This window comes from Streptomyces lacrimifluminis (genome assembly GCF_014646095.1).
GTDB lineage: Bacteria > Actinomycetota > Actinomycetes > Streptomycetales > Streptomycetaceae > Streptomyces > Streptomyces lacrimifluminis.
This window is the reverse complement of the sequence record NZ_BMMU01000015.1, coordinates 94346-114414: the sequence shown is the minus strand read 5'-3', so window position 1 is coordinate 114414 and position 20069 is coordinate 94346. Positions and strand designations below refer to the sequence as shown.

Annotated in this window: 14 protein-coding genes and 3 pseudogenes; 6 read left to right on the top strand and 11 right to left on the bottom strand. The window is 69.4% G+C overall.

From position 1 onward, the window contains the following. Positions 1 to 14 precede the first annotated feature (14 nt). Both IEY89_RS22565 and IEY89_RS22560 read right to left on the bottom strand, forming a co-directional pair. Positions 15 to 1775, bottom strand: coding sequence for a cellulase family glycosylhydrolase (locus IEY89_RS22565; RefSeq protein WP_189149287.1), 1761 nt, complete (start codon positions 1773 to 1775; stop codon positions 15 to 17). Between the two features lie 128 nt (positions 1776 to 1903). After that, a complete protein-coding gene (locus tag IEY89_RS22560; protein ID WP_189149286.1) occupies positions 1904 to 3412 on the bottom strand; it encodes a glycoside hydrolase family 43 protein in 1509 nt (502 codons plus the stop codon). Between the two features lie 406 nt (positions 3413 to 3818). Here IEY89_RS22560 and IEY89_RS22555 point away from each other — a divergent pair, with 406 nt between their 5' ends. Together IEY89_RS22555 and IEY89_RS22550 are read left to right on the top strand one after the other, a co-directional pair. Beyond that, positions 3819 to 4685, top strand: a complete 867-nt coding sequence (locus IEY89_RS22555) for a fibronectin type III-like domain-contianing protein (RefSeq protein ID WP_229695367.1) — start codon at positions 3819 to 3821, stop codon at positions 4683 to 4685. A 197-nt stretch (positions 4686 to 4882) separates the two neighbouring features. Continuing rightward, a pseudogene (locus IEY89_RS22550) lies at positions 4883 to 5196 on the top strand (alpha-xylosidase); the annotation flags it as partial. Between the two features lie 113 nt (positions 5197 to 5309). Here the strand turns inward: IEY89_RS22550 and IEY89_RS22545 are convergent. Next, positions 5310 to 5444: pseudogene (locus IEY89_RS22545) on the bottom strand (IS481 family transposase); the annotation flags it as partial. A 24-nt stretch (positions 5445 to 5468) separates the two neighbouring features. On the opposite strand from IEY89_RS22545, the gene IEY89_RS22540 reads away from it, so the two are divergent. Further along, positions 5469 to 5627 carry a hypothetical protein gene (locus IEY89_RS22540; RefSeq protein WP_189149285.1) on the top strand — a complete coding sequence of 53 codons (159 nt, stop codon included), beginning with the start codon at positions 5469 to 5471 and terminating at the stop codon, positions 5625 to 5627. A 308-nt stretch (positions 5628 to 5935) separates the two neighbouring features. Then, positions 5936 to 8629, top strand: a complete 2694-nt coding sequence (locus IEY89_RS22535) for an RICIN domain-containing protein (RefSeq protein WP_189149284.1) — start codon at positions 5936 to 5938, stop codon at positions 8627 to 8629. Positions 8630 to 8810: 181 nt separating this feature from the next. On the opposite strand, the gene IEY89_RS22530 is transcribed toward IEY89_RS22535, so the two are convergent. Both IEY89_RS22530 and IEY89_RS22525 read right to left on the bottom strand, forming a co-directional pair. Then, positions 8811 to 12020 (bottom strand): family 78 glycoside hydrolase catalytic domain, encoded by a 3210-nt coding sequence (locus tag IEY89_RS22530; protein ID WP_189149283.1) that lies wholly within the window; start codon positions 12018 to 12020, stop codon positions 8811 to 8813. A 596-nt stretch (positions 12021 to 12616) separates the two neighbouring features. Beyond that, positions 12617 to 13057 (bottom strand): hypothetical protein, encoded by a 441-nt coding sequence (locus IEY89_RS22525; RefSeq protein WP_189149282.1) that lies wholly within the window; start codon positions 13055 to 13057, stop codon positions 12617 to 12619. A 192-nt stretch (positions 13058 to 13249) separates the two neighbouring features. On the opposite strand from IEY89_RS22525, the gene IEY89_RS22520 reads away from it, so the two are divergent. Continuing rightward, the gene (locus IEY89_RS22520) at positions 13250 to 15427 is read left to right on the top strand and encodes a TerD family protein (RefSeq protein ID WP_189149281.1); all 2178 of its coding nucleotides are present in this window, start codon (positions 13250 to 13252) and stop codon (positions 15425 to 15427) included. A 216-nt stretch (positions 15428 to 15643) separates the two neighbouring features. Here the strand turns inward: IEY89_RS22520 and IEY89_RS22515 are convergent, their stop codons facing one another. The 3 genes from IEY89_RS22515 to IEY89_RS22505 form a co-directional block, all read right to left on the bottom strand. Then, positions 15644 to 16078: a DUF2267 domain-containing protein gene (locus IEY89_RS22515; protein ID WP_189149280.1), complete on the bottom strand. Its 435-nt coding sequence runs from the start codon at positions 16076 to 16078 to the stop codon at positions 15644 to 15646. Between the two features lie 112 nt (positions 16079 to 16190). Next, a complete protein-coding gene (locus IEY89_RS22510) occupies positions 16191 to 16586 on the bottom strand; it encodes a DUF2267 domain-containing protein (RefSeq protein ID WP_189149279.1) in 396 nt (131 codons plus the stop codon). A gap of 91 nt (positions 16587 to 16677) precedes the next feature. Further along, the gene (locus IEY89_RS22505) at positions 16678 to 17112 is read right to left on the bottom strand and encodes an Hsp20/alpha crystallin family protein (RefSeq protein WP_189149278.1); all 435 of its coding nucleotides are present in this window, start codon (positions 17110 to 17112) and stop codon (positions 16678 to 16680) included. A 130-nt stretch (positions 17113 to 17242) separates the two neighbouring features. Between IEY89_RS22505 and IEY89_RS22500 the strand changes: the two genes are divergently transcribed. Next, complete coding sequence (locus tag IEY89_RS22500; RefSeq protein WP_189149277.1) at positions 17243 to 17929, top strand: type III effector protein; 687 nt, start codon at positions 17243 to 17245, stop codon at positions 17927 to 17929. A 131-nt stretch (positions 17930 to 18060) separates the two neighbouring features. Here the strand turns inward: IEY89_RS22500 and IEY89_RS40835 are convergent. From IEY89_RS40835 to IEY89_RS22490, 3 genes and pseudogenes are all read right to left on the bottom strand, one after another. Next, a pseudogene (locus tag IEY89_RS40835) lies at positions 18061 to 18231 on the bottom strand (DUF899 domain-containing protein); the annotation flags it as partial. Between the two features lie 524 nt (positions 18232 to 18755). Next, complete coding sequence (locus IEY89_RS22495) at positions 18756 to 19412, bottom strand: hypothetical protein (RefSeq protein ID WP_189149276.1); 657 nt, start codon at positions 19410 to 19412, stop codon at positions 18756 to 18758. A 275-nt stretch (positions 19413 to 19687) separates the two neighbouring features. Then, positions 19688 to 19870: a hypothetical protein gene (locus IEY89_RS22490; RefSeq protein WP_189149275.1), complete on the bottom strand. Its 183-nt coding sequence runs from the start codon at positions 19868 to 19870 to the stop codon at positions 19688 to 19690. Positions 19871 to 20069: the final 199 nt, after the last annotated feature.

Genomic DNA, 20069 nt, shown 5'->3' with positions numbered 1-20069 from the left:
GGAGGGACCGTCCGTCAGCCGACGGTGCCGGTCACCGAACCTCCGGACTTCGTCACGCGGTACGTCACGGTGGCACCGCTCCAGAAGTGGAAGACGAGCGTCGCCTGCGCGTTGTCCCGCAGGGAGTTGACGAACTTCGAGGTGAGCTGGAGTGCGTTGCCCGGGTAGTCGGGGGAGAAGGCTTCGTTGAACTCCTGGTAGGGAGTCCAGTTCGTCGGGCCTGCGTTGCTGCCGTCGGCGTAGGTGGCCTCCATGGTCGCCAGCAGGTCACCGCGGAACTGGGTGGGGATGGTGACTCCGTTGGTGGTTCCGGTCGCGTTCGAGAGCACCGGCCTGTCGTACGTGGTCACGTGGATCTTCCAGGGCAGGCCCCGGTTGAACCGGGCCTCGATGGTCGAGTTGACCCCGTAGACGCGGTTGCCGGCCAGCCGGGTGAGCGCGGTGGCCGTGAGCGTGAGCTGGTTGCCGGAGACGGTGTAGTCCCGGCCCGGGGCGAGCATGGTGTTGCCCTGCCAGAGCCCCAGGAAGTTACCGCCGTTGGGGTTCAGGGTGAGCGTCCTGGCGGTGATCGCGCTCGACTTCGCCAGGAAGATCCGGTCCGAGGAGGCGGTTCCCGAGCGGGTGGTCCAGCTCGACTTGATCTGGTTGATGATGGCGGGGTCCCGCCACTGGAACGTGGTGCGGTTCAGGAAGTTGAAGGCGTCCCACAGGGCCGTGGTCACACCGGCCGTGCGGGCTTCGTAGCCGAACTGCTCGAAGTACTTGAGCCCTTCGCCCGGTTCGACGCGGTCGGGGTGGTGGTGGTCGGGGTAGTTCAGCAGGCCGTACTCGCCCAGGTAGACGGGGATGCCCTTGGAGGTGAGGGTGTTGCGGATCCGGGTGAAGGTGTCGCTCATGTCCTTCTGCGCGGTGGCGTCGAACTTCGTGCCGCCGGCGACGTTCACGCTGAACGGGTACCAGCCGTAGAAGTGCACGGTGGCCACGAGGTTGGGGTCGTTCAGCGTCTTCATCTCGCCGACCAGGGCGTCGAGGAATTCCTGGCCGGCATTCGTGTGCAGGGTGGGCAGCACGAGCAGCCGGGTCGCGTTGTTGCCGCCCGACGCGCGGACCAGGGTGTGGAAGGCGCTGTTGAGTTCGCTGTTGTACTGGATTCCCTGGGCGTCGGTGGTGTTGTTGAACTGGGGCTCGTTGTTGCTCTCGAAGAGCAGCGACTGCGGGGAGTCGCGGAACTTGGCCGCGATCTGGGTCCAGGTGGCCTTGAAGCGGGCCAGGACGTTGTCGTGGTCGGTGGGCATGGTGGCGATCCACTGCCACGAGTCGTGATGGACGTTGAGGACGACGTAGAGACCGTCGGCCAGCGCCCAGTCGACGACCTGCTTGACGCGGTTCATCCACGTCGCGTCGATCGTGTAGGGGGCGGTGGCGGACTGATGGCCGCTCCAGGTGACGGGGATCCGGACACTACGGAAGCCCTCGGCCTTGATCTTGTCGAACAGGGCCTTGGTGGTCAGGGGGTTGCCCCACGAGGTCTCGTCCGGGATGGCGTCGAGAGTGTTGCCCAGGTTCCAGCTGGGCTGCATCGCGGCGACTGTGTCCTTCGGAGCGGCGGCGAGCTTGGGGAGCGCCAGCCGTGTGAGGGACGTGTCCTTGTGGCTCGGTAGGGCGAACGCGGTGGTGCTGGTCAGCCCGATCGCGGCGAGCAGCGCGAGGAGGAGGCCGAGCAGACGGCCGGGGCCGTGACCGCGGCGCCGGGTGGGGTGTTGCGTTCCCTTCATCTTTGATCCTTCTCTGTTGGCCGAGCGGGGGGTTCCGCCCGTGGGGGGATGGAGCGGCAGATGGTCGATGGAGGGACCGGCCGGACGTCTCCGGCAGGCGAAGTGGTGCCGTGGCGCGCGGTGAAGGCTCAGGGGGTGAGGGGCTCGTAGTCGAACCAGTCGAAGTGGACGGTGCCGGTCGTTGCGTACATGCCGATCACCCGGCCGGTGAAGCCGCCGGCGACCTCGGTCGACAGGTAGCGGCCGTCGAGGTCGGCCAGTTCGGTGAAGGTGCCGCCCGGCTCCTCGACGCCGAGCGTGAGGGTGTCGGGCCCGGTGCGGGCGTCCCGGGGCGGGGTGGCGCGGACGCGCACGCCGAGGACCACGGGCCCGGCGGGCACGGACCGGGACTCCACGACGCTGCGCAGCGGTCCGATACGGCTGAGGACGCGCACCTCTCCCTCGGACGCCTCGATCTCGTAGTGGTGCTCCTCGTCCAGGCGCACGGCGAGGCCGCCGCGCCCTTCCGCCGGGTCGACCCGCGTACGCACCTCGCATGTCAGGTGCTGCTGGCGACGGCCGACGAACACGACGTCCGGCTCGTCCAGGGAGCCGCCCCGGGCGCGGAGCGTCAGCCAGCCGGACCGTTCCTTGGTGGTGCAGTGCTGCGCCGGACGGTCGCGTACGGAGATCCACTGCGGCCGGAGTTCGCTGAGGTCGAAGTCGTCCCGGACCGCCTCGACGGGGCCGGGGACGAGCGGCCAGGAGGGCGCGGGCAGTTCGGATGTCACCTCACCGACGACGGGCCAGCCGTCCACCCACTCGACCGGCGCCAGGAAGGTCTCGCGGCCCAGCACGTGCCAGCCCGGGCTTCCACCGCCCGGCCGGACGCCGAGGAACACCATCCACCAGGAGCCGTCGGGGCGTTGGACGAGGTCGGCGTGGCCGGTGTTCTGGATGGGGTGGTCGGTGCCGCGGTGGGTGAGGATCGGGTTGTCGGGGCAGGGCTCGAAGGGGCCCGTGGGTGTGTGGCCGCGGGCGATGGAGACGCCGTGGCAGCGTTCGGTGCCGCCCTCGGCGATGAGCAGGTACCAGTGGTCGCCAATCCGGTACAGGTGCGGTGCTTCCGGGGCCTTGGCGCCGGGGGCGCCGGACCACAGCTGGCGCCGCGGTCCGGAGGTCTGCCCGGTGTACGGGTCGATGCGGACCTGCGAGACGCCGGCGATGGTGCACCAGCAGGTGCCGTCCTCGTCCCAGACGAGGTCGGGGTCGATGCCGGGGACGTCGGGCAGGTGGATCGGGTCGGACCAGGGTCCGGCGGGGTCGGTGGCGGTGAACAGCATGTTGCCGCCGCCCTCGCTGCAGTTGGTGACGATCAGCCAGAAGCGGCCGTCGTGGTGGCGCAGGGTGGGGGCGTAGATGCCGCCGGACGAGGGTGTGTTCGTCAGGCGGAGCTGGTTCGGCCGGTCGAGGGCGTTGCCGATCTGTGTCCAGTGCAGCAGGTCGCGGCTGTGGAAGACGGGGATGCCGGGGAAGTACTCGAAGCTGGAGCAGATGACGTAGTAGTCGTCGCCCACGCGGCAGATGCTGGGGTCGGGGTGGAAACCGGGGATCACGGGGTTGGGAAAGGCGGCGTCCTTCTGCTGCGTATCTGACACTCGGTCAAGTCCTTTCGGGGGTGCGGGATGTCCGGGTTCAGGGACGTGCAGGGCACGTAGGCGGGCAGCGCCTGCTTCAGGCCCGCCGCACGGTTTCCACCAGTCTGTTGCCGGCCGCCGTCTCCGCAGGCGGACAGCAGGGGGCCATCGCGGTGACCCCGGCCAGGCCGCGGCTCCGCCGACGAAGCTTCTGCGCTACAGCTCATTGGTCATGGCGGCGGCCCTTCTCCTTCCGAGTGTCGAAGCGCTTCACTTGGCGGCGAAGGTTAATGACATATTTCTCGCGAAACAAGGGAGCGAAAGCGGGGAAACTTTCTTGTTCCCGTGTCATTGACAGCCTGCGGGGCCGGTGGCAGCGTCGAAGCGCTTCAACAAACCGCACCCGGTCTGCTGAGGGGTTTGCCTCGTGGGTTCTCCGTCCCGGTCCGCCGCCCACCGCCTTCCGTTCCGCCCCGCACCCCTGTACGCCTTCGGCCACGGACTGTCCTACACCGACTTCACCTACGGCGACCTGGTGCTGTCCAGGCCGACAGTGGCGCAGGACGGCGCCCTCCACGTCCATGTGACGCTGTCCAACACCGGGACGAGGTCCGGCAGCGAGGTGGTCCAGCTCTACGTCCGCGCCCTGGACGCCCGGTACGAGGCGCCCCGGCTGAGGCTCGCCGACTTCCGCAAGGTGCGCCTGGAGCCCGGGGCGAGCCGCGAAGTGGCTTTCCGGCTCGCCGCCGAGCAGCTCGCCCACTGGGACGTGGCCACCGGCGCTTTCACCGTGGACCCCGGCGCCTACGAGGTCCTCGTCGCCCGCTCCGCGGAACACGTCGTGCGGACCGCGCCGTTGACGGTGACCGGGCCGGCTCCCGCACCCCGCGAGGTGGTCGGCCGGCGGATTCGGGCCGCCGACTTCGACGACTACGCGGACGTCACCCTCGTCGACGCCACCCGCGTCGCCGGCGACGCGGTCACCCCGGCCGATCCCGCGCGCCCGGCGACTCTGCTGTTCCGTTCCGTCGACCTCTCCGGCGCCGCCCGCTTCGAGGCGGAGGTCGCGTGCGAGGGCCCCGGGCCGGGTGCGGCACGCCTCGAAGTCCGGGCCGGCGAACGGCTCCTGGCGGAGCTCGCTCCACCGGTCACCGGCAGCCGCTACACGTGGACAACGGTGACCGCCGACACCGCTGCGCCCGGCGACGGCTCCCACGACCTACGGCTGACCCTGCACGGCGACTTCCGCCTCTCCTCCTTCCTCTTCGGCGCGTCCGGTATCGAAACCGCATGAGCAGCCCCGCCTTCCCCGCACAGCTTCCGCCTGCCACCTCCCCGGACGCACACTTGACGGCGACACGGCCGCCGACCACGCGTCCACCGCTACCCCTACCGCGAGGACATCGCTCTGCCGGTCGCCCTCGGCACCGACAGCTACCGCTGGCACCGTGACCTGATCACCGCGCACCGCGCCCCGGCGAAGGACGCCCGATGAAGTTCACCGACGGCTACTGGCTCATGCGTCCGGGGTGCACCGCGCGCTTTGCCACCGACGTGGCGGACGTCCGCGCCGACGAGCACCGGATGACCCTCCATGCCCCGGTCGAGGACGTCACCCGTCGCGGCGGAACCCTCAACAGCCCGCTGCTGGCGGTGGAGTGCTGGTCGCCGGCCGAAGGCGTGATCGGGGTGCGCACCACCCACCACGCCGGATCGTGCGCCCGGGCCCGGAGTTCGCGCTGCCCGGCGCCGAGGAGGGCGCGGGCAAGGTCCACCGGGACGGCCCGCTCCTGAAACTCACCTCCGCCGGTGCAGCCGCATGCGCCCTCCCGGGCGGCCGACGCATCGGCAACAAAGCACGAGCGGCCGGTTGGTCTGTGGGTCGGACCGGCCGGAGGAGCGCTTGCAGACCCTCGCAGTTGGTCTGCGGCCGGTAGGGCCGGCTGCGCTTGTGGGTGATCCCGGCCGCTGCCGGCAGATCGCGCCAGTCGCGTGAGCGGTAGCAGGAGCCGCTGTCGGTCAGCACCCGTTCGACCGTGATTCCGTACTCGGTGACGACGGCGTCGTTGAGTACTACGTGCCCGAGGGCACCTGGACAAACATCCTGACCGGCACCCAGATCACCGGTCCGCGCTGGGCGCAGGAACAGCACGACTTCCACACCCTGTCACTGCCGACCCGTCCGGACTCCGTCATCCCCCTGGCGGCCGACGACCAGCGCCCGGTCTCCGTCTAAGGCGTCGGGGCCCGCGGTGACCGACCGGCACCACATCTCGGCCCCCTCTGAAGCCGAACCTCAGAATGAGTACTACTCATTTGTGCCCTGTGGGGCACCGGTCATCGGTAATCGTCTGTGCGGTCAGTGCTCACACCTCAGTGAAAGAGGGTGTAAATAGACATAAAAGGTGTGCATGTTCATCGTTCCATGCGTCACGGATGTTACGCCAGTGAAAAAGATTCATGCCTATCATCTTGACGTACTCGGTGTTCTGGACCGATAAATGCAACTCATAACCCCATGAGGCTGCAGGAAGGACACCGCGGATGAGACCCCTACGCATCGGTGCGGGGCTGAACAAGGCGCTTGCGGCGGCGGTCGTCGTCTGTGCGACGGTGCTGCCCGCCCAGACCGCTCACGCGGCCACGACGAACTTCTACGTCGACCCCGTCAACGGCAGTGACGGCAACTCGGGAACCAGCACCGCCAGCGCCTTCAAGACCATCCAGGCGGCCCAGGCCGCGGTCCGCGGCGCCAACACGAACATGTCCGACGACATCGTCGTGAACCTGCGCGGCGGCACCTACTCCCTCCCCGGCCCGATCACGTTCGGCGCGGCCGACTCGGGAACGAACGGCCGCACGGTGGTCTATCAGGCGTACAACGGTGAGACGCCCGTGATCAGCGGCGGCAAGGCGATCAGCGGCTGGACCGCCGCCGCCAACGGGGAGTACAAGGCGTCGGTCGGCAGCCTCGACTTCCGCCAGCTGTACGTCAACGGGACTCGTGCCACCCGGGCGCGCTTCCCCGACACCGGCTCGGACTTCCAGCTGCAGGGCAGCGACAAGACGAACAAGCTGCTCAAGGTCCGTAGTTCGCAGATCTCCAACTGGAACAACTTCAGCCGGGTCGAGATGGTGCTGGAGACGCAGTGGGCCGAGAGCTATCTGCGGCTCAAGTCGTTCACCTCCAGCGGCGGCACGGCCAACGTGTCGATCCAGGACCACGAGGCGGGCATACTCTTCCCGCGCCCCTACCCCCTGCTGTCCGACGGCTCCGCCCTGCACTTCGAGAACGCCCACGAGTTCCTCAACGAACCGGGCGAGTTCTATGTCGACAAGGACGCGCAGACCGTCTACTACAAGCCGCGTCCCGGTGAGAACATGTCCACGGCCACCATCCAGGCACCCACGCTGGAGACACTCTTCGACGTCAAGGGCGGCAGCCTCGACGCCCCGGCTCATGACCTGCGCTTCTCCGGTCTCACCTTCGCCCAGACCACCTGGATGGAGGCGTCCGCCAACGGCCTCCTCAACGGGCAGGGCGGGCTCTACAACCTCTCGGCCGACCCTTCCAACAACCAGTACGTCGACCGCCCCCCGGCCGGGGTCCAGGTCTCGGACGCCGACAGGGTGTCCATCACGGGCAACACCTTCAAGCAGATGGGGTCGAGCGCTCTCGACCTGCACCACGGCGTCCACGACAGCACCGTGACCGGCAACATCGTCCACGACGTCGCGGGCAACGGGATCATGGTGGGGAAGTTCTCGGACCCGACCGTGGAGTACCACACCGTCTACAACCCTCCGGCCTCCCCGGCCGGTGAAGACCCCCGCGAGGTCGTCAGGAACGTCACGGTCAACAACAACCTGATCACCCGCATCGGTCTGGACTATCTGGGGACGGCGGGCATCAACGCCGGCTTCGTCAACAGCACCACGATCAACCACAACGACATCACCGACACCCCCTGGGCCGGTATCTCTCTCGGCTGGGGCTGGCAGTCCGCGGCCAACGCGCTGGGCGCCAACACGGTCCGGTACAACCGGATGGGCAACGTGGTGAACCGGCTCTGCGACACCGCCGGCATCTACCACCTGTCGAACGACCCGGGCACAGTGATCGGCGACAACTACATACACGACGTGGTGCGTACGCCGACAGCATGCGGGTCGGCGGTGTCCGGTCTCTACATGGACGAGGGGTCCAACAACATGACCCTCTCGAACAACGTGCTGTCGCGTACCGACGGCTTCATCAACCAGAACCGCAACGGCTCCAACGTGACCAAGGTCGGCAACGCGACGTCCGGCGCCTCAGTGATCAAGGCCTCGGGACTGGAGCCCGCCCACCAGGGCCTGGCGGCCAAGCTCAACCTCGCGTACAACAGGCCGGCATCCGCCTCCTCGGTCTACGGCTCCGGCTGGCAGGCGTCCCGTGCCGACGACAACGACGCCGTGACCGGCTGGTCTCCCACCGGGAGCGACTCCTCCGCGTGGTGGCAGGTCGACCTGGGACAGGCGTACCAGCTCGGGCAGTTCTCTCTGACGACCCGCCAGGACATCGATCAGCCCGAGACACGAAGCGGGTTCGAGATCAGGGGCTCCAACGACCCCACGTTCGCCTCCTACACCGTGCTGGCGCGCCTGGGCGCCGACGTCCTGCCTATGGCCTCGACATTCACGGGTGACATCAACGCCCGCCAGCAGTTCCGCTACGTACGGGTCGCGAAAACGGACGGCGCCTATTTCTTCATCGCCGACTTCGGCGTGCAGCAGACCGGTGGCGCGCTGGAGGACGCGGCCGGGGCGCCGAACGTCAACCCGTCGACTTACTACACGATCAAGAACGTCAACAGCGGGCAGATGCTAGACGTCTACGACAACTCCACCGGCGACGGCGCGAGTGTCGTCCAGTGGCCGAGCACCGGCGGCACCAACCAGCAGTGGAACATCGTGCCGGTGAGCGGACAGCTGTACAGGATTGTCAACAGGAACAGCGGAAAGGTCCTGGAGATGCCGAACGGGAGCCATTCCCGAGGGACGGCGCTGAAGCAGAACACCTACAACGGCGGCAGCAACCAGCTGTGGTACTTCGAGCAGGTCAGTGGCGGGTACGTCATCCGCAACTTCGAGTCCAAGCAGGTGCTGGAAGTCGGCAACGACTCGACGGCCAACGGTGCCGCCGTCGACCAGTGGATGGCACTGAACCAGCCCAACCAGACGTGGACGATCCAGTGACGGAGTGACTCCGGCTCCAGGGCCGGGAAGCAATCGCTTCCCGGCCGCACTGTGTCCTGCCGGGGGAATGCCTTGGCAATCGCCAAGGCACCGACTGCCGTGGCGTACAGGTGAGTTGGGCGAGCCGGGCGAAGGGCGGGCGCCCGGGTCGGCTGAGGGGCCGGGCTCAAGGGCCCCGCCGTCAGGAATCCCTGCGCTCGACCTTCGTCGTGCCGGATCCGACAGGCCCGATCCGCAGCACCGTTCCGGTGGGGTCGGTGAGGTACCTGACAGGCACCCGGCCCTGTCCGCCGGGTGTCGTCGCCGTCACCCGGTACCGCGCCGGGTGGGCGTCGCCGATCTCCACCTCCAGCACCGCGCGGGCGTTGGGCGGGACCGTCACCCGGGTCGTATGGGCGTCGGTCGAGCGGTGCACGGCGACCTCGACCGGGCCGCGCACGGACGGCACGGTTCCCGTCACCTCGGTCAGGGCGCCGGTCCGGGGGCGGATCAGGAACTCCGCCGCTCCGGGAGCGGTGACGCGGACGCCGAGCACGTGCCGGGGGATCGCGTTGGCCGGAGCCGAGGCCCAGGCGTGGGAGAACGTCATGTTGGACTTCAGTGCGGGATCCCAGGCCTCGGTGACGATGGTGGCCTTCAGCTCGTCGAGCATGTGCAGCCACGAGTTGGTGGCGGTCGAGGTGAGCAGCGAGAGTGCGGCGTCTGCGCGGCCGAGCCGGAAGAGGGCGTCGAGGAGGAACTGAGCCCCGTACACACTCATCCGCATGCCGCCCGCTGCGAGAGTGTCCCCGAGCCGGGTGCGGGTCTCTGCGTCGAGGGCGTCCGCGACGCCGAACGCGACCGGGAAGGCGGTGGCGTGCTGGGAGCTGTGCGTGGTGCCCTCGCCGTCGAGGAACCGGCCGGCCGCGCTGTCGAACAGGGTGGCGCGCATGGCGGTGGCGAGGGTGTCGGCGCGTGCGCGCAGGGCCGTCGCGTCGTCGTCCTTGCCGAGTACCGCGGCGCAGCTGGCCAGGGCGTCGAAAGCCGCGTACTGGAAGGCGTTGACGACGGTGTTGACGTTCGTGAAGACGTACCCGTCGCGACTGGCGGTCGGCCAGTCGACGAGGTCGCCCAGGTTCTGGCTGCTGCTGCCGGGCGCCTTGCGGACCAGGCCCCGGGAGTCCAGATGGGCGGTGAGGTTCTTCGCGGCGAGCAGGTCGTAGTCCTTGGCGAGCTGCCGGTCGTCGCCGGTGGCGAGGTAGTCCTCCCAGGCGGACAGGGCGCACATCAGCCGGTACTCGGTGGGCCAGGTGCCCTTGCGGACCAGATAGTCGTTCGACCAGCGGGCCAGGGCGTAGGAGCGCTGGACGCCGTACTCGGAGAGCTGGTTGATCAGGGCGTCGCCCTCGTAGGGGCCGCGCTCCCGGGTCGGGGTGTCGGTGTAGAGATCGCCGCGGGTGGCCTCGATCGAGTACCGGCACAGCTCCCAGACCCGGTCGAGGCCGGGGTCGGAGCTGCTGAAGGAGGAGTCGTTGTCGTCCCAGTCGAGGCGCCAGGCCCGCCCGGTGACGACGGCTCCGGACAGGTCGAGCGTCGTGCGCAGTTCTGCCCAGCGGAAGCCGCGATAGCCCCAGTGCTCGAAGCCCTGCGGCCCGTCGCGCAGGGTCCACACCTCGCGGTACGTATTGGTGGCGCGCAGCTGGTACTTGACGGTGCCGTCGGAGTTGAGTTCCTCGCCGAGGCGCACCTCGACGGTGTCGCCCGCGCTCCCGGTGACCTTCAGGGCCAGCCCGCCGACGATCTCCCGGCCGAGGTCCACCAGCCAGCGGCCGTCGGCGACCTTGGTGACGGAGGCAGGAGTGACATCGTGCAGCCGCGGCGGCTCGATCGGGGCCGGGACGAGACCGCTGATCGCGGTGCGGACGACGGGAGCGTCCCAGCCGCTGTCGTCGAAGCCGGGCCCGGTCCAGCCGACGGGTTCCCGCCGCAGGTCCCAGAACTCCTGGGGGACGGTGAAGTAGCTGCTGCCCGCACTGCCCTTCGCCGGCAGCAGCCCGGCCTGGCGGCGCGCCTTCCAGTGGTCACCCGAGGCGACGGTGGTCCGGCTGCCGTCGGTGTACGTGATCTCCAGCTGGGCCAGGAACCTCTGCTGCGAGGTGGTCCAGCAGAGGGCGGCCAGCGCGTTCGGCCCTCCGTCGCCCCGCAGGGTCGAGGTGATGTCGAACGCCTGGTACGCGGTCCCGGTGCCGGAGCGCACGGAGGCGTGTCCGACCACGGTGCCGTTGCTCCACACCTTGGCCACGTACTGCCGGGCCGGGTCGGGGGAGGTGGCCGCGACGTAGAGGACGGCGGCGGCCGTCTCCTTGCCCGCGGCGGTGGCGTACTCGTGGCGCAGCAGCGCCCAGGTGTCGTCGGCGCCGTAGGAGGAGAGGGAGGTGGCCCCGGTGGGGAAGGCCAGCGTGCCGCCGGAAACGGTGCCGGCGGAGAAGGTGCCCTTGTCGGAGGCGAAGTCGTCGTCGAGGAGAAGGGTTCCGTCGGCGGCGGTGAAGGTGATCCGGTCGTAGACCTGGGACTCCGTCAGGCCGTTGCGCAGACCGATGTTGCCGGAGCTGTAGCGGGTGTCGGTGGTCGTGTCGACGACGGTGCCGTTCACAGTCGTGGTGAAGGTGGAGCCCACCATGGTGACAGCGAGGTCGGTCCACTCCCCGGCGGTCACGGCGTACGGCAGCCGGACCTCACCGAGGACGGTGTACGTGCCGTTCACACAGACGTGCTTGCGCAGGACGCCGGGGTTGCCGGTGCGCAGTTGCCACAGGTAGTTGTTGGAGGTGTTCGCGGCCCGGAACCACACCCCGGCGGCCACGGTGGTGATCTTCAGCCGGGCGGCGAAGGTGCCGTCGGTGATGACCGGCCCGGCCGGCGCCCAGATCGGCTCGGCCTCCCACTTGTCCTCGACCGAGGTGGCGAGCAGAGCGGGCTCCGACCACGCCGAGCGCCTGTCGCCCCAGCTGGCGACCCGCCACCAGTAGGCGGTACGGGGTTGCAGCGGCGGCCCGCCGTACGGAACGGCGGCCGAGTCGCCGGACTTGCATCTGCCCGAGTCCCAGACGAGCCGCTCGTCGGCGAAACCGTCCGGGGCGACCGCGAGTTGCAGCCGATAGGCGCGCTGGAGGGTGCCTGCGCAGAAGTCGGGCACCTGCCAGCTGAACCGAGGGCTCTGCCCGGCGCTCGTACCGAGTGCCTGGGGGAGCAGATCCGCCAGCGTCCCGGTGGGCACGGGCGGTCTGCCCGGGGCTGGGGATGCGGCGCCCTGCCCGCCGGCCGCGAGCGCCGGGGGCCCGGTCAGCACGACCGCGGCGGCCGTGGTGCCACCGAGGTGGAGAAGTCTTCGACGCGACAGGTCCCAGGACATTGGTGCACCCTTGGCTGGTGAAAGGTTTCAATGTGATTGCCCGGAGGTTAAGGTTCCACATCCGGCCAGTCAATGCCTTCGTCACTTATGGTTTCGCTGTGAATTGAAACGTTTTAGCCGAAGGTGCTCGCGACAGGATTGGCCAGAGGGCGGCACTCGTGTCGCGCGCGGATGCCTGTCTCCGGCGCCCCCAACCGCCCCGGTCGGTCGACGAACTCCACTGCCGGGTACTGATCTGACGGCCCGTCCAACAACCGGCCGCACCGCCCGCGCAACCAGTGGTCGAAGAAGGCGGACACATAGGCTTCGTTGGATCGAGCGCTCCAGCGAGGCCCTTCGGCAGTCGCCGGCCGTCCACGTCAGGGTTGTGGCCGGCGTTCAGCAGGCCCAACTGGTCCAGGACGAAACCGGTGTCAGCCGTCCGGACGGCGAGGGACTTCTTGATGAACGCATCGGGGTCCGTCGGTGTGACCATGGTGGCAAGCGAACCGTCGGGGAACTGCACTTCCGGTGATTCGTAAGGGTTGTCGATGGTGACCACGACATAGCCCCGGCCGGCGAGATCCGCTACCAGTGTGGTTCCCCAGGTCTGGGGCTCACCCAGTCCCGGTGAATAGATTCAGGGCAGGCCGTTTCCCGCCGCCGTCGGCAACCGGAGCGCCCTGCACCACGTGTGTGGTGGTGGCCGCCCACTCGACCTGCCCGGTCGGCACATTCATCCCGAGGCAGACGTTGGCGGTTACCGAGTCGAAGTGCGCTGCCGCTTGGGGAAGCATGTACGGCGCGGCCGGATGGCCTGCCGCACGCGTGGTGGGGTAGTACACGCTGACCATCAGCTCGCGGCGGTTCTGACCGCTCTGCCAGGGATCGGGCCGGGAGTGGTCCACCAGATGTACGAACACTTCCCCGACCGCGTACCTGCCCGTGGGGACGGGCAGACTCAACGGGGCCGGGTTCGCGGCCGGCCCGGCGGCCTCGGCGGGCGGAACGGCGGCCAAAGCGCTGATCGCGATGACCGCGCAGCCGACCGCTGCCACAGGCCGCGGCGCCGGTTGCTTCGTTGCTTGATCGACTGTTCCTCCGTCATGTCAGCCAATGCTGCAAGCCGCCAGCCGTACCCACCATCGGGATCTCCCCCCATTTCGGCTTGCGGGTCATCCCCAGGGGGAAGGCGGTACGCGCAAACAACTCCCATGCGCCGGTTCGCACACCTCTGCGATCATCCCCGCATGGCGCACAACCTCGAATCGCTGGTCATCCGGCACACCCACCGCCTTTCCTCTCCCAAGGGCTCCGCCGGTGAAGGAGCCACCGCCGCGCGGCAGTTCGACGCGGCGCTGACATCCGTGGGCTTCAAACTCTCGGCGGAGCTGCTCGAACGGCTGTCGGGGTTGTCCGAGGCCGCAGTCGTGCACACCGCCAGGCGAACGCTGCGCACCGTGGGTGAGATGGTGGGCGACCACGTCCGGCACAACTCGTACTTCATCGACTTCCCGGCGAACGTGCCGGACACCGAAGAGTTCTGGATGCGGTGTGTGGCGAAGGCGCTCGGCGACGACAAGTCGCGGGGGAAGGTCCTGACCCAGCTGACACACGGGGTGCTGAACCTGCTCAGCCTCCCGGCGTACGGCCGCTACCAGCACACCTACGAGGAGATGCTCGCGGCGCAGGACGAACTGATCACCTCGGCGGGCGACCGGGTGACCGTCCTGCACCTCGGCCGGGACCTGGAGGACGAACTCACGGACCTCTACCTGGCCTTGGCGGGCAGCGTGACGCCCCTGGGCGAGGATCACCTGCGCGACCTCAGGACCCTCGCCGAGCAGTGCGTGCTCGGTCCCCAGCCGGAGTCGATCCCGGTCCGGGAGAACCGGGCGGTCGTCAACGAGGCCCGTCTCGCCGTCGGCGCGGACCTCCTGCTGGACACCGTCACCGATGTGCTGCGACTTGCTTGCGCACTGTCGGGCGGCGACGTGACCCTGCAGGAGCCGACCCGGTTCCGGGCTCTCTCGCGGCCGGCCCGCCGTGCGCTGCTCGCGGGCCTCGACGCCGTGGTGGCGGCGAACCCCGCGAAGCTGGCCGACGTACACGCGCACCGCGAGCCCTTCAAACGACTCGGTGAGCGTCTTCACCCGCACGAATACCCGCGCTGGCCGCACGCCGCAGACGTGTTCGCCGTGGCGCGGGGCGAGAAGGAGGCGCGGTCCTTCGACAGCCGGGTGGCGAAGCTGCTCGACGAGTTCGACGTACTCGGTGCGGCGCAGCTGCTCAAGGCAGCTCCCGGCAAGCTGTTCCGCGCCCTGGACCTCCTGCTGCGTACCGCCGCCGACCAGGAGGAGCGGGACGCGGTGCTGGCCGCCGCGGTCCAGGTCGCTCCCGAGGTCTCCGGCCGGGTCGTCCTCTCGGTCCGCGAGCACTTCCACAACCGTGACCGGGAGACCGGCCAACCCCGTATCTTCGTCAACCGCCGAGGTCGCGCCTGGGTCCTGGCCGACCGTCGGCCGCCCGTGCCGGCCCCGGACCGCGCCCGGCTGATGGCCGCTCTCGACGCCGAGATACGCGGTCGGCTCCCGAGACCGGGCCGACTGCTGGTCGACCCCGACGTCCTCGACGTGGCGCTCCCGCTCAGCGGCAGGGCGACCGCGTCCGGGCTCGGAGTACTGCCGCGAGGCTCGGTCTCTCCGGTCGACGGCGAACGACTTCGTTTCTTCGTGTACTGGAAGGAGTCCGCGGCGCGGACCGACTACGACCTCTCGGTGTTGCTTCTCCACGCCGACTACAGCACCGACTCCTGGCTTTCCTACACGTCCCTGACGGCGGTCGGTGGCCGGCACTCGGGTGATGTCACCGAGGCTCCCGACGGGGCCTCGGAGTTCATCGACCTGTCCCTGGACCAGGTGCGCGGCGCCTTCATCGTTCCACAGGTCAACATCTACGCCGGCGAGGGCTTCGAGGAGGTCGACGAGTCGTTCTTCGGCTTCATGCTGCGCGACGGCGAGCAAAGGGGCAGGCCGTTCGAGCCGCGCACGGTGCGGATGAAGTCGGAGCTGCGCGGCGTGGGACGGGTCGCGCTGCCGCTGGTCTTCCGGCGCGAGGCCGACGGCCGGTGGCGTGCGAAGTGGCTGCACCTGTATCTCAAGGGCATCTCCTCGGCCAACCAGGTCGAGGAGAACCAGGTGTCGGTGGCCAAGGTGGTGCGCGCCGTCGTCGAGCGCGAGCAGTTGACGGTGGGGGATCTCATCGACCTGATGTCCGACGACACCACGGCAGTGGACGTGGACGTGTGGGACGGCGAGCAGCTTCCGGACGAGCCGGTGACGTACATCGGTCTCGAACGTCCCGAAGGGCTGCACCCGGACTCCCGGGTCATCACCCTCGAAAATCTGCGCGACCTGATCCCGGACTGAGTGCTAGCGTTGTTCGGGGCGAGGCCATGAAGGAGCTTCCTTCTCATTCTCTGGAAATGAACCTCAGTTCTTTCGCTTTCCTCGCCCTCGAACTCGCCTGGGAGGCGCCCACGTGGCGCCTCCCAGGTTTGTGTGCACACCTCGCACGGGGAGACGTCGCGCCGCGACCGTGGTCGTGGCCCGGGAAGGAACGGACGTGCAACGCCTCCGCCCGCGTCAGGCCGCCTGGACGAGTTCGGCGCGCCCGAACAGCAGGGCGTAACCGGCGGGGAGTTGGGCGAGGACGCGGCCGAGGAGTTCCTCGCCGGCGAGCCGGCCCACGACGCGAAAGACGGTGCCGGTGTCCCAGCGGGTGGTGGCCGCCGTGCCGCCGGTGCGGCCAGCCAGGTCCTTGACGAAGCCCCAGCCGGTGAGGGGTTCGGCGCTGGGAATCCCGGATGCCAAGGCGACAGCGGCCTCGTACGGCATTCTGCCCGCGAGTTCCGCGCGCTCGGCGCCTGTGAGCTGGCGCCCAAGGGCGGCCAGTACGGCGCGCACGGCGTCCTCGGCGTGTGCGCGGGTGGGGTACGCGCCTTCGTAGCGCACTCTTTCCAGCATCTGGTCGAACGTCATGGCCGCAGTGGGCCGGCGCAGTTCCTGCTGGGAAAACATCGGTGAAGCGGTTGCCTTTCTCGTCCGAAGCCGATGGTGCGTCGGTGGCTGAGGGCTCGCCTCCCGGCCACCGCATTCGCCCGGTCAGGAAGGGGCGTCGCTGACCGCGGGCCTATATGACGTGGGTGCGGCCGAACAACAGGTCGTAGCCCGCCGGGAGCTGGAACAGGATGCGGCCGGTGACCTCTTCGCCCGCGGCGTCCGCGGCCACGCTGAACACGGCGCCCACGTCCCAGGCCGCGGTCTGTTCAGTGGCCCCCTCGATCCATGCCGCGGTGGCCCGCACGAACCGCTCGGGCGAGAGGGGCTCGTGCGCCTGGAGCGGATTGAGCAGGACGAGGGCCAACTCCTCCGGCAGCCGGGCCGCCAGTTCTGCACGTACCTCGCCCACCAGGTGCGCGCCCAGTAGCGCCAGAACCGTGCGGGCCGCCCGCTCGGCCTCCTCGGTGGTGTCGTACGCGCCGCGTTCCTTGACCTGGCCCAGGAACGCGTCCCATCGCATGGTCATTGCTGCTCCCTTGTGTGCGGCGGCGAGCGGAGGACGGGGAGCGGCCCATAAGGAGGCCGCCTCCCCGTCTCCGCCGTGGCTGGGAGAGGGCTCAGCCCCTGATCTCCTGGTGTGCGGAACCGCCACCGATGGCGACCTTGCGGGGCTTGGCCCGCTCGGCGATGGGGATGCGCAGGGTCAGTACACCCGCGTCGTAGTGCGCCTTGATGTGCTCGGTGTCCAGGGTGTCGGCCAGCACGAGCTGGCGGGAGAAGACGCCCAGAGGCCGCTCGGAGAGTTCCACCTGCACGTCGTCCGCCTTGGTGACAGGCCGCCGCTCGGCCTTGACGGTCAGCATGTTCCGCTCGACGTCGATGTCGATCGCGTCCGTCGAGACACCGGGCAGGTCGAGGGCGATCACGTACTCCTCGCCCTCACGGTAGGCGTCCATCGGCATCGCTGACGGCCGCGACCAGGTGCCGGTCGTGTTCAGGAGTTGCTGGGTGAGCCGATCGAGCTCACGGAACGGGTCAGTGCGCATCAACACTGTGGAACACCTCCAAGTTCAGGTCAGGCAATAGCTGCCAATGCGTTCACCCACCTACGTTGTAACATGTCATCCAAGTGATGACAAGCAGAACGTCATTGATGCGACGACATCGCACCTTGGAGGCTCCGTGACCATCGACGACCAGCCCGCCCCCCGGGCGCCCGGCCCCACCCCAACCCCCACCTCGTTCCTCGCCGCCGCGGCAGCGCTGAACACGATCCACGAGGCCCTGCGCACCGCCCGGACAGCGCGCGACGGAGAGCGCTCCGAGCCCGGTCCGGCCGGCTCGCAGCAGGCGCTCGCCGCGCTCCTGATGCTCCGCGAAGTGCGCGACCAGCTTGCCGAGTGGGAGCCGGGGCTGATCGAGGAGGCCCGGGAGGCGGGCGCCAGCTGGGCCGACCTTGCCCAGCCTCTCGGTGTCTCCAGCCGCCAGGCCGCCGAGCGCCGTTACCTGCGGGTGCGCCCCGGAAACCCGGGCTCCACGGGCGAGCAGCGGGTACGCGCCACCCGTGACCGCCGCGCCGCCGACCGCACCGTCACCACCTGGGCCCGCGCCAACGCCGCCGACCTGCGCCAGCTCGCCGGCCAGATCACCGCGCTCACCGACCTCCCCGCCGCCGCTCGCACCCCTCTCGCCGAACTCACGGCCGCCCTCGCCGACAACGACGCTGCCGCCCTGGTCGCTCCTCTGTCGGTCACGCAGGCATATCTGGCGTCCGGCCACCCCGCCCTCGCGGCGCGCGTCGATGACATCGCCCGCCAGACCGACCGCCTCCGCCGACACAGCGGCAGCCGTCGCCAGAACGGCACGTGACCCGCGCTTCTTCCGGATCTGGCCCCCACCACGCCCTGCGGGGCGTCAGGGGTGCCGGTAGTCCCGCCGACCGAGGGTCTCGACGAGGCTCGCGCCCGGGCGGGTCCTCTGCGGCACGGGCCGGACCTCGGACCTCGGACCTCGGTGCAGGAGGCAACCTCCTCCACCGGCCCGTGGTCAGGACGGCGAACGAGCCGCCGGGGGCGTTGAGGTAGACAGCGTCCTCGAGATGCCAGGCCGGTGGGGGTGCAGCCCTCGCGCTGCCCCTGGTGAGGGGCGCCCTCGCGGACCAGCAGTTCGTCACCGGCGGCCTGCCAGTGGCCAGGTCGCCACGGGCGGACGGCGTTCGACGTCCTGCGACGGTCACCGGAACAGACTCCCGACCCGACCGGACCTCATCGCGGTGGACCCCCGGCCGAGGTGCACGCACGCATGGAACAGCGCTTCACGCAGCGAGCGCCGGGGCGACCGCCCGCCGGGCGGGCTGAGTCAACGGGCGGCGGCCTTGGTGCCGCCGGGCCGCCGGAGATCCCCGGGCTGTTGCCGCCGTGGTCCGATTCCCCGCGCATGGTTTCGGCCCCCCGAGAGACGCATGAGATCGCCGAAGCCGTCGCCTGCGTAACCTCTCTGACGACGCGGCCTTCGTTCACAGCGTGCTGCTGAACCTCGATGGAGGTGCGGGCACGGCCTGGTCAGTGCCAGGCAAGCTGCGCCGTCAGCCACGACGGACGGCACCACACGCACGTGCACGCCAGAACTCACCAGGCTGGATACGCCGTTGACCGGCGGCAGGGTCACGGCGCGCCCAGCGACGCTGCCTCGGTGATCAGTTCACGTCGGTCTGGTCGTCGGTCGGGGCCGCTGCGGGCGGGGTCGGATCCTGGGTGTCGGGGGTGGTGTAGTAGACGGAGTTGCCCTGCTTGGTGCGCTGGGCATGGCTCTTGGCGACGAGTCCTTCGACCGTGGTGCGTACGACGGTGGTCTTGATGGTGCGGTCGGGGTGGGCCTGGCCGAGTGCCGTGGCGATTTCCGCTGCGGAGCGGGGTTCGTTCTGATCGGTGAGGTGACGGCGGATCAGTTCGACGAGAGTGGGCTGTGCCGTCTTCGCGGCCGTCCCCTTGGCCGCGGCCTCGGGCTTATTGGCAGCCGACTTCCTGACCGCCTCGCCGTCTTGCGTAGCGCCGCTCTTCTTCGCCCCAACCCGCTTGCCCCCACCGGCCTTCGGGGTGCTCTTCCGCCGAGCCACTGAGGCCGCCGCATCCGCGTCGGGGGCAGGCCGAGTGACGGCGTCAGTGGCGCCGAGCGCGTTGCGCATGTTCGTCAGCACAGTGTGGTCGTGTTGCAGGGCGCGCAGTTGCTCCTGCAGCGCGTCGATCTCCGCGACGATACGGTCCTGTTCCTTGGCGTTGCGCTCAAGGTCGTTGCCCACCTGGGCCATGTACTGCGATGTCAGTTCGGTGGTGGGTGTCTTGCCGTCGGGCATGGTGCCGGCCTTTCCTCGGGGCGAGTCCGCGGGCTGTGCAGTGACCCGCAGAGCGGGCGCATGGGCTGGGCGGTGATTCCGAAGGGCTTGATTGCGTCTTGTGCGGGTCGTACCTGGCTGCAGGCCACCCCCGGTGTAGAGAGATAGTACGGGCGGTCGGAGCTGGTTGTTCGGGGGAGTTCTGGTTGGGTCCGGGGATCGTGAAGTCGAAACGGCACGGAGCTCGATCCGGAACCTGCCCCGGGCCTCTCACGAACCGACGGTCAAACGCTCGGTCAGGCGTCGGCGGCGTCCCGCCAGAAGTCCCGCATCCGCTGGGGCGGGACCGAGTTGTCGATACCACGTCGTCGACCGCACCCACGGGCGAGCGGACCACGTTCGGGTTCGCCGGCTTCCGGCGACCACGGGTCGATCGGGTCGTCGAGGGCGATCCGGACGTCCTCGACGAACAGCATCACGCCACGGCGGTGAGGGGTCTGGTGATCGAGGCGATACGAGAGAGCGAATCCCTGGTCGTCGGGGCACCGCCGGCCTCGGCACAACCGACGGTCGCAACCTCGATGCGGTCCCCGCCGGCCACCGGGGCGGCCAGAACTCATCGGTTCCGGCGGACACCTGTGCCCCGCTCTGCAGCCAGGGCCGGCGACAACGCCTCCG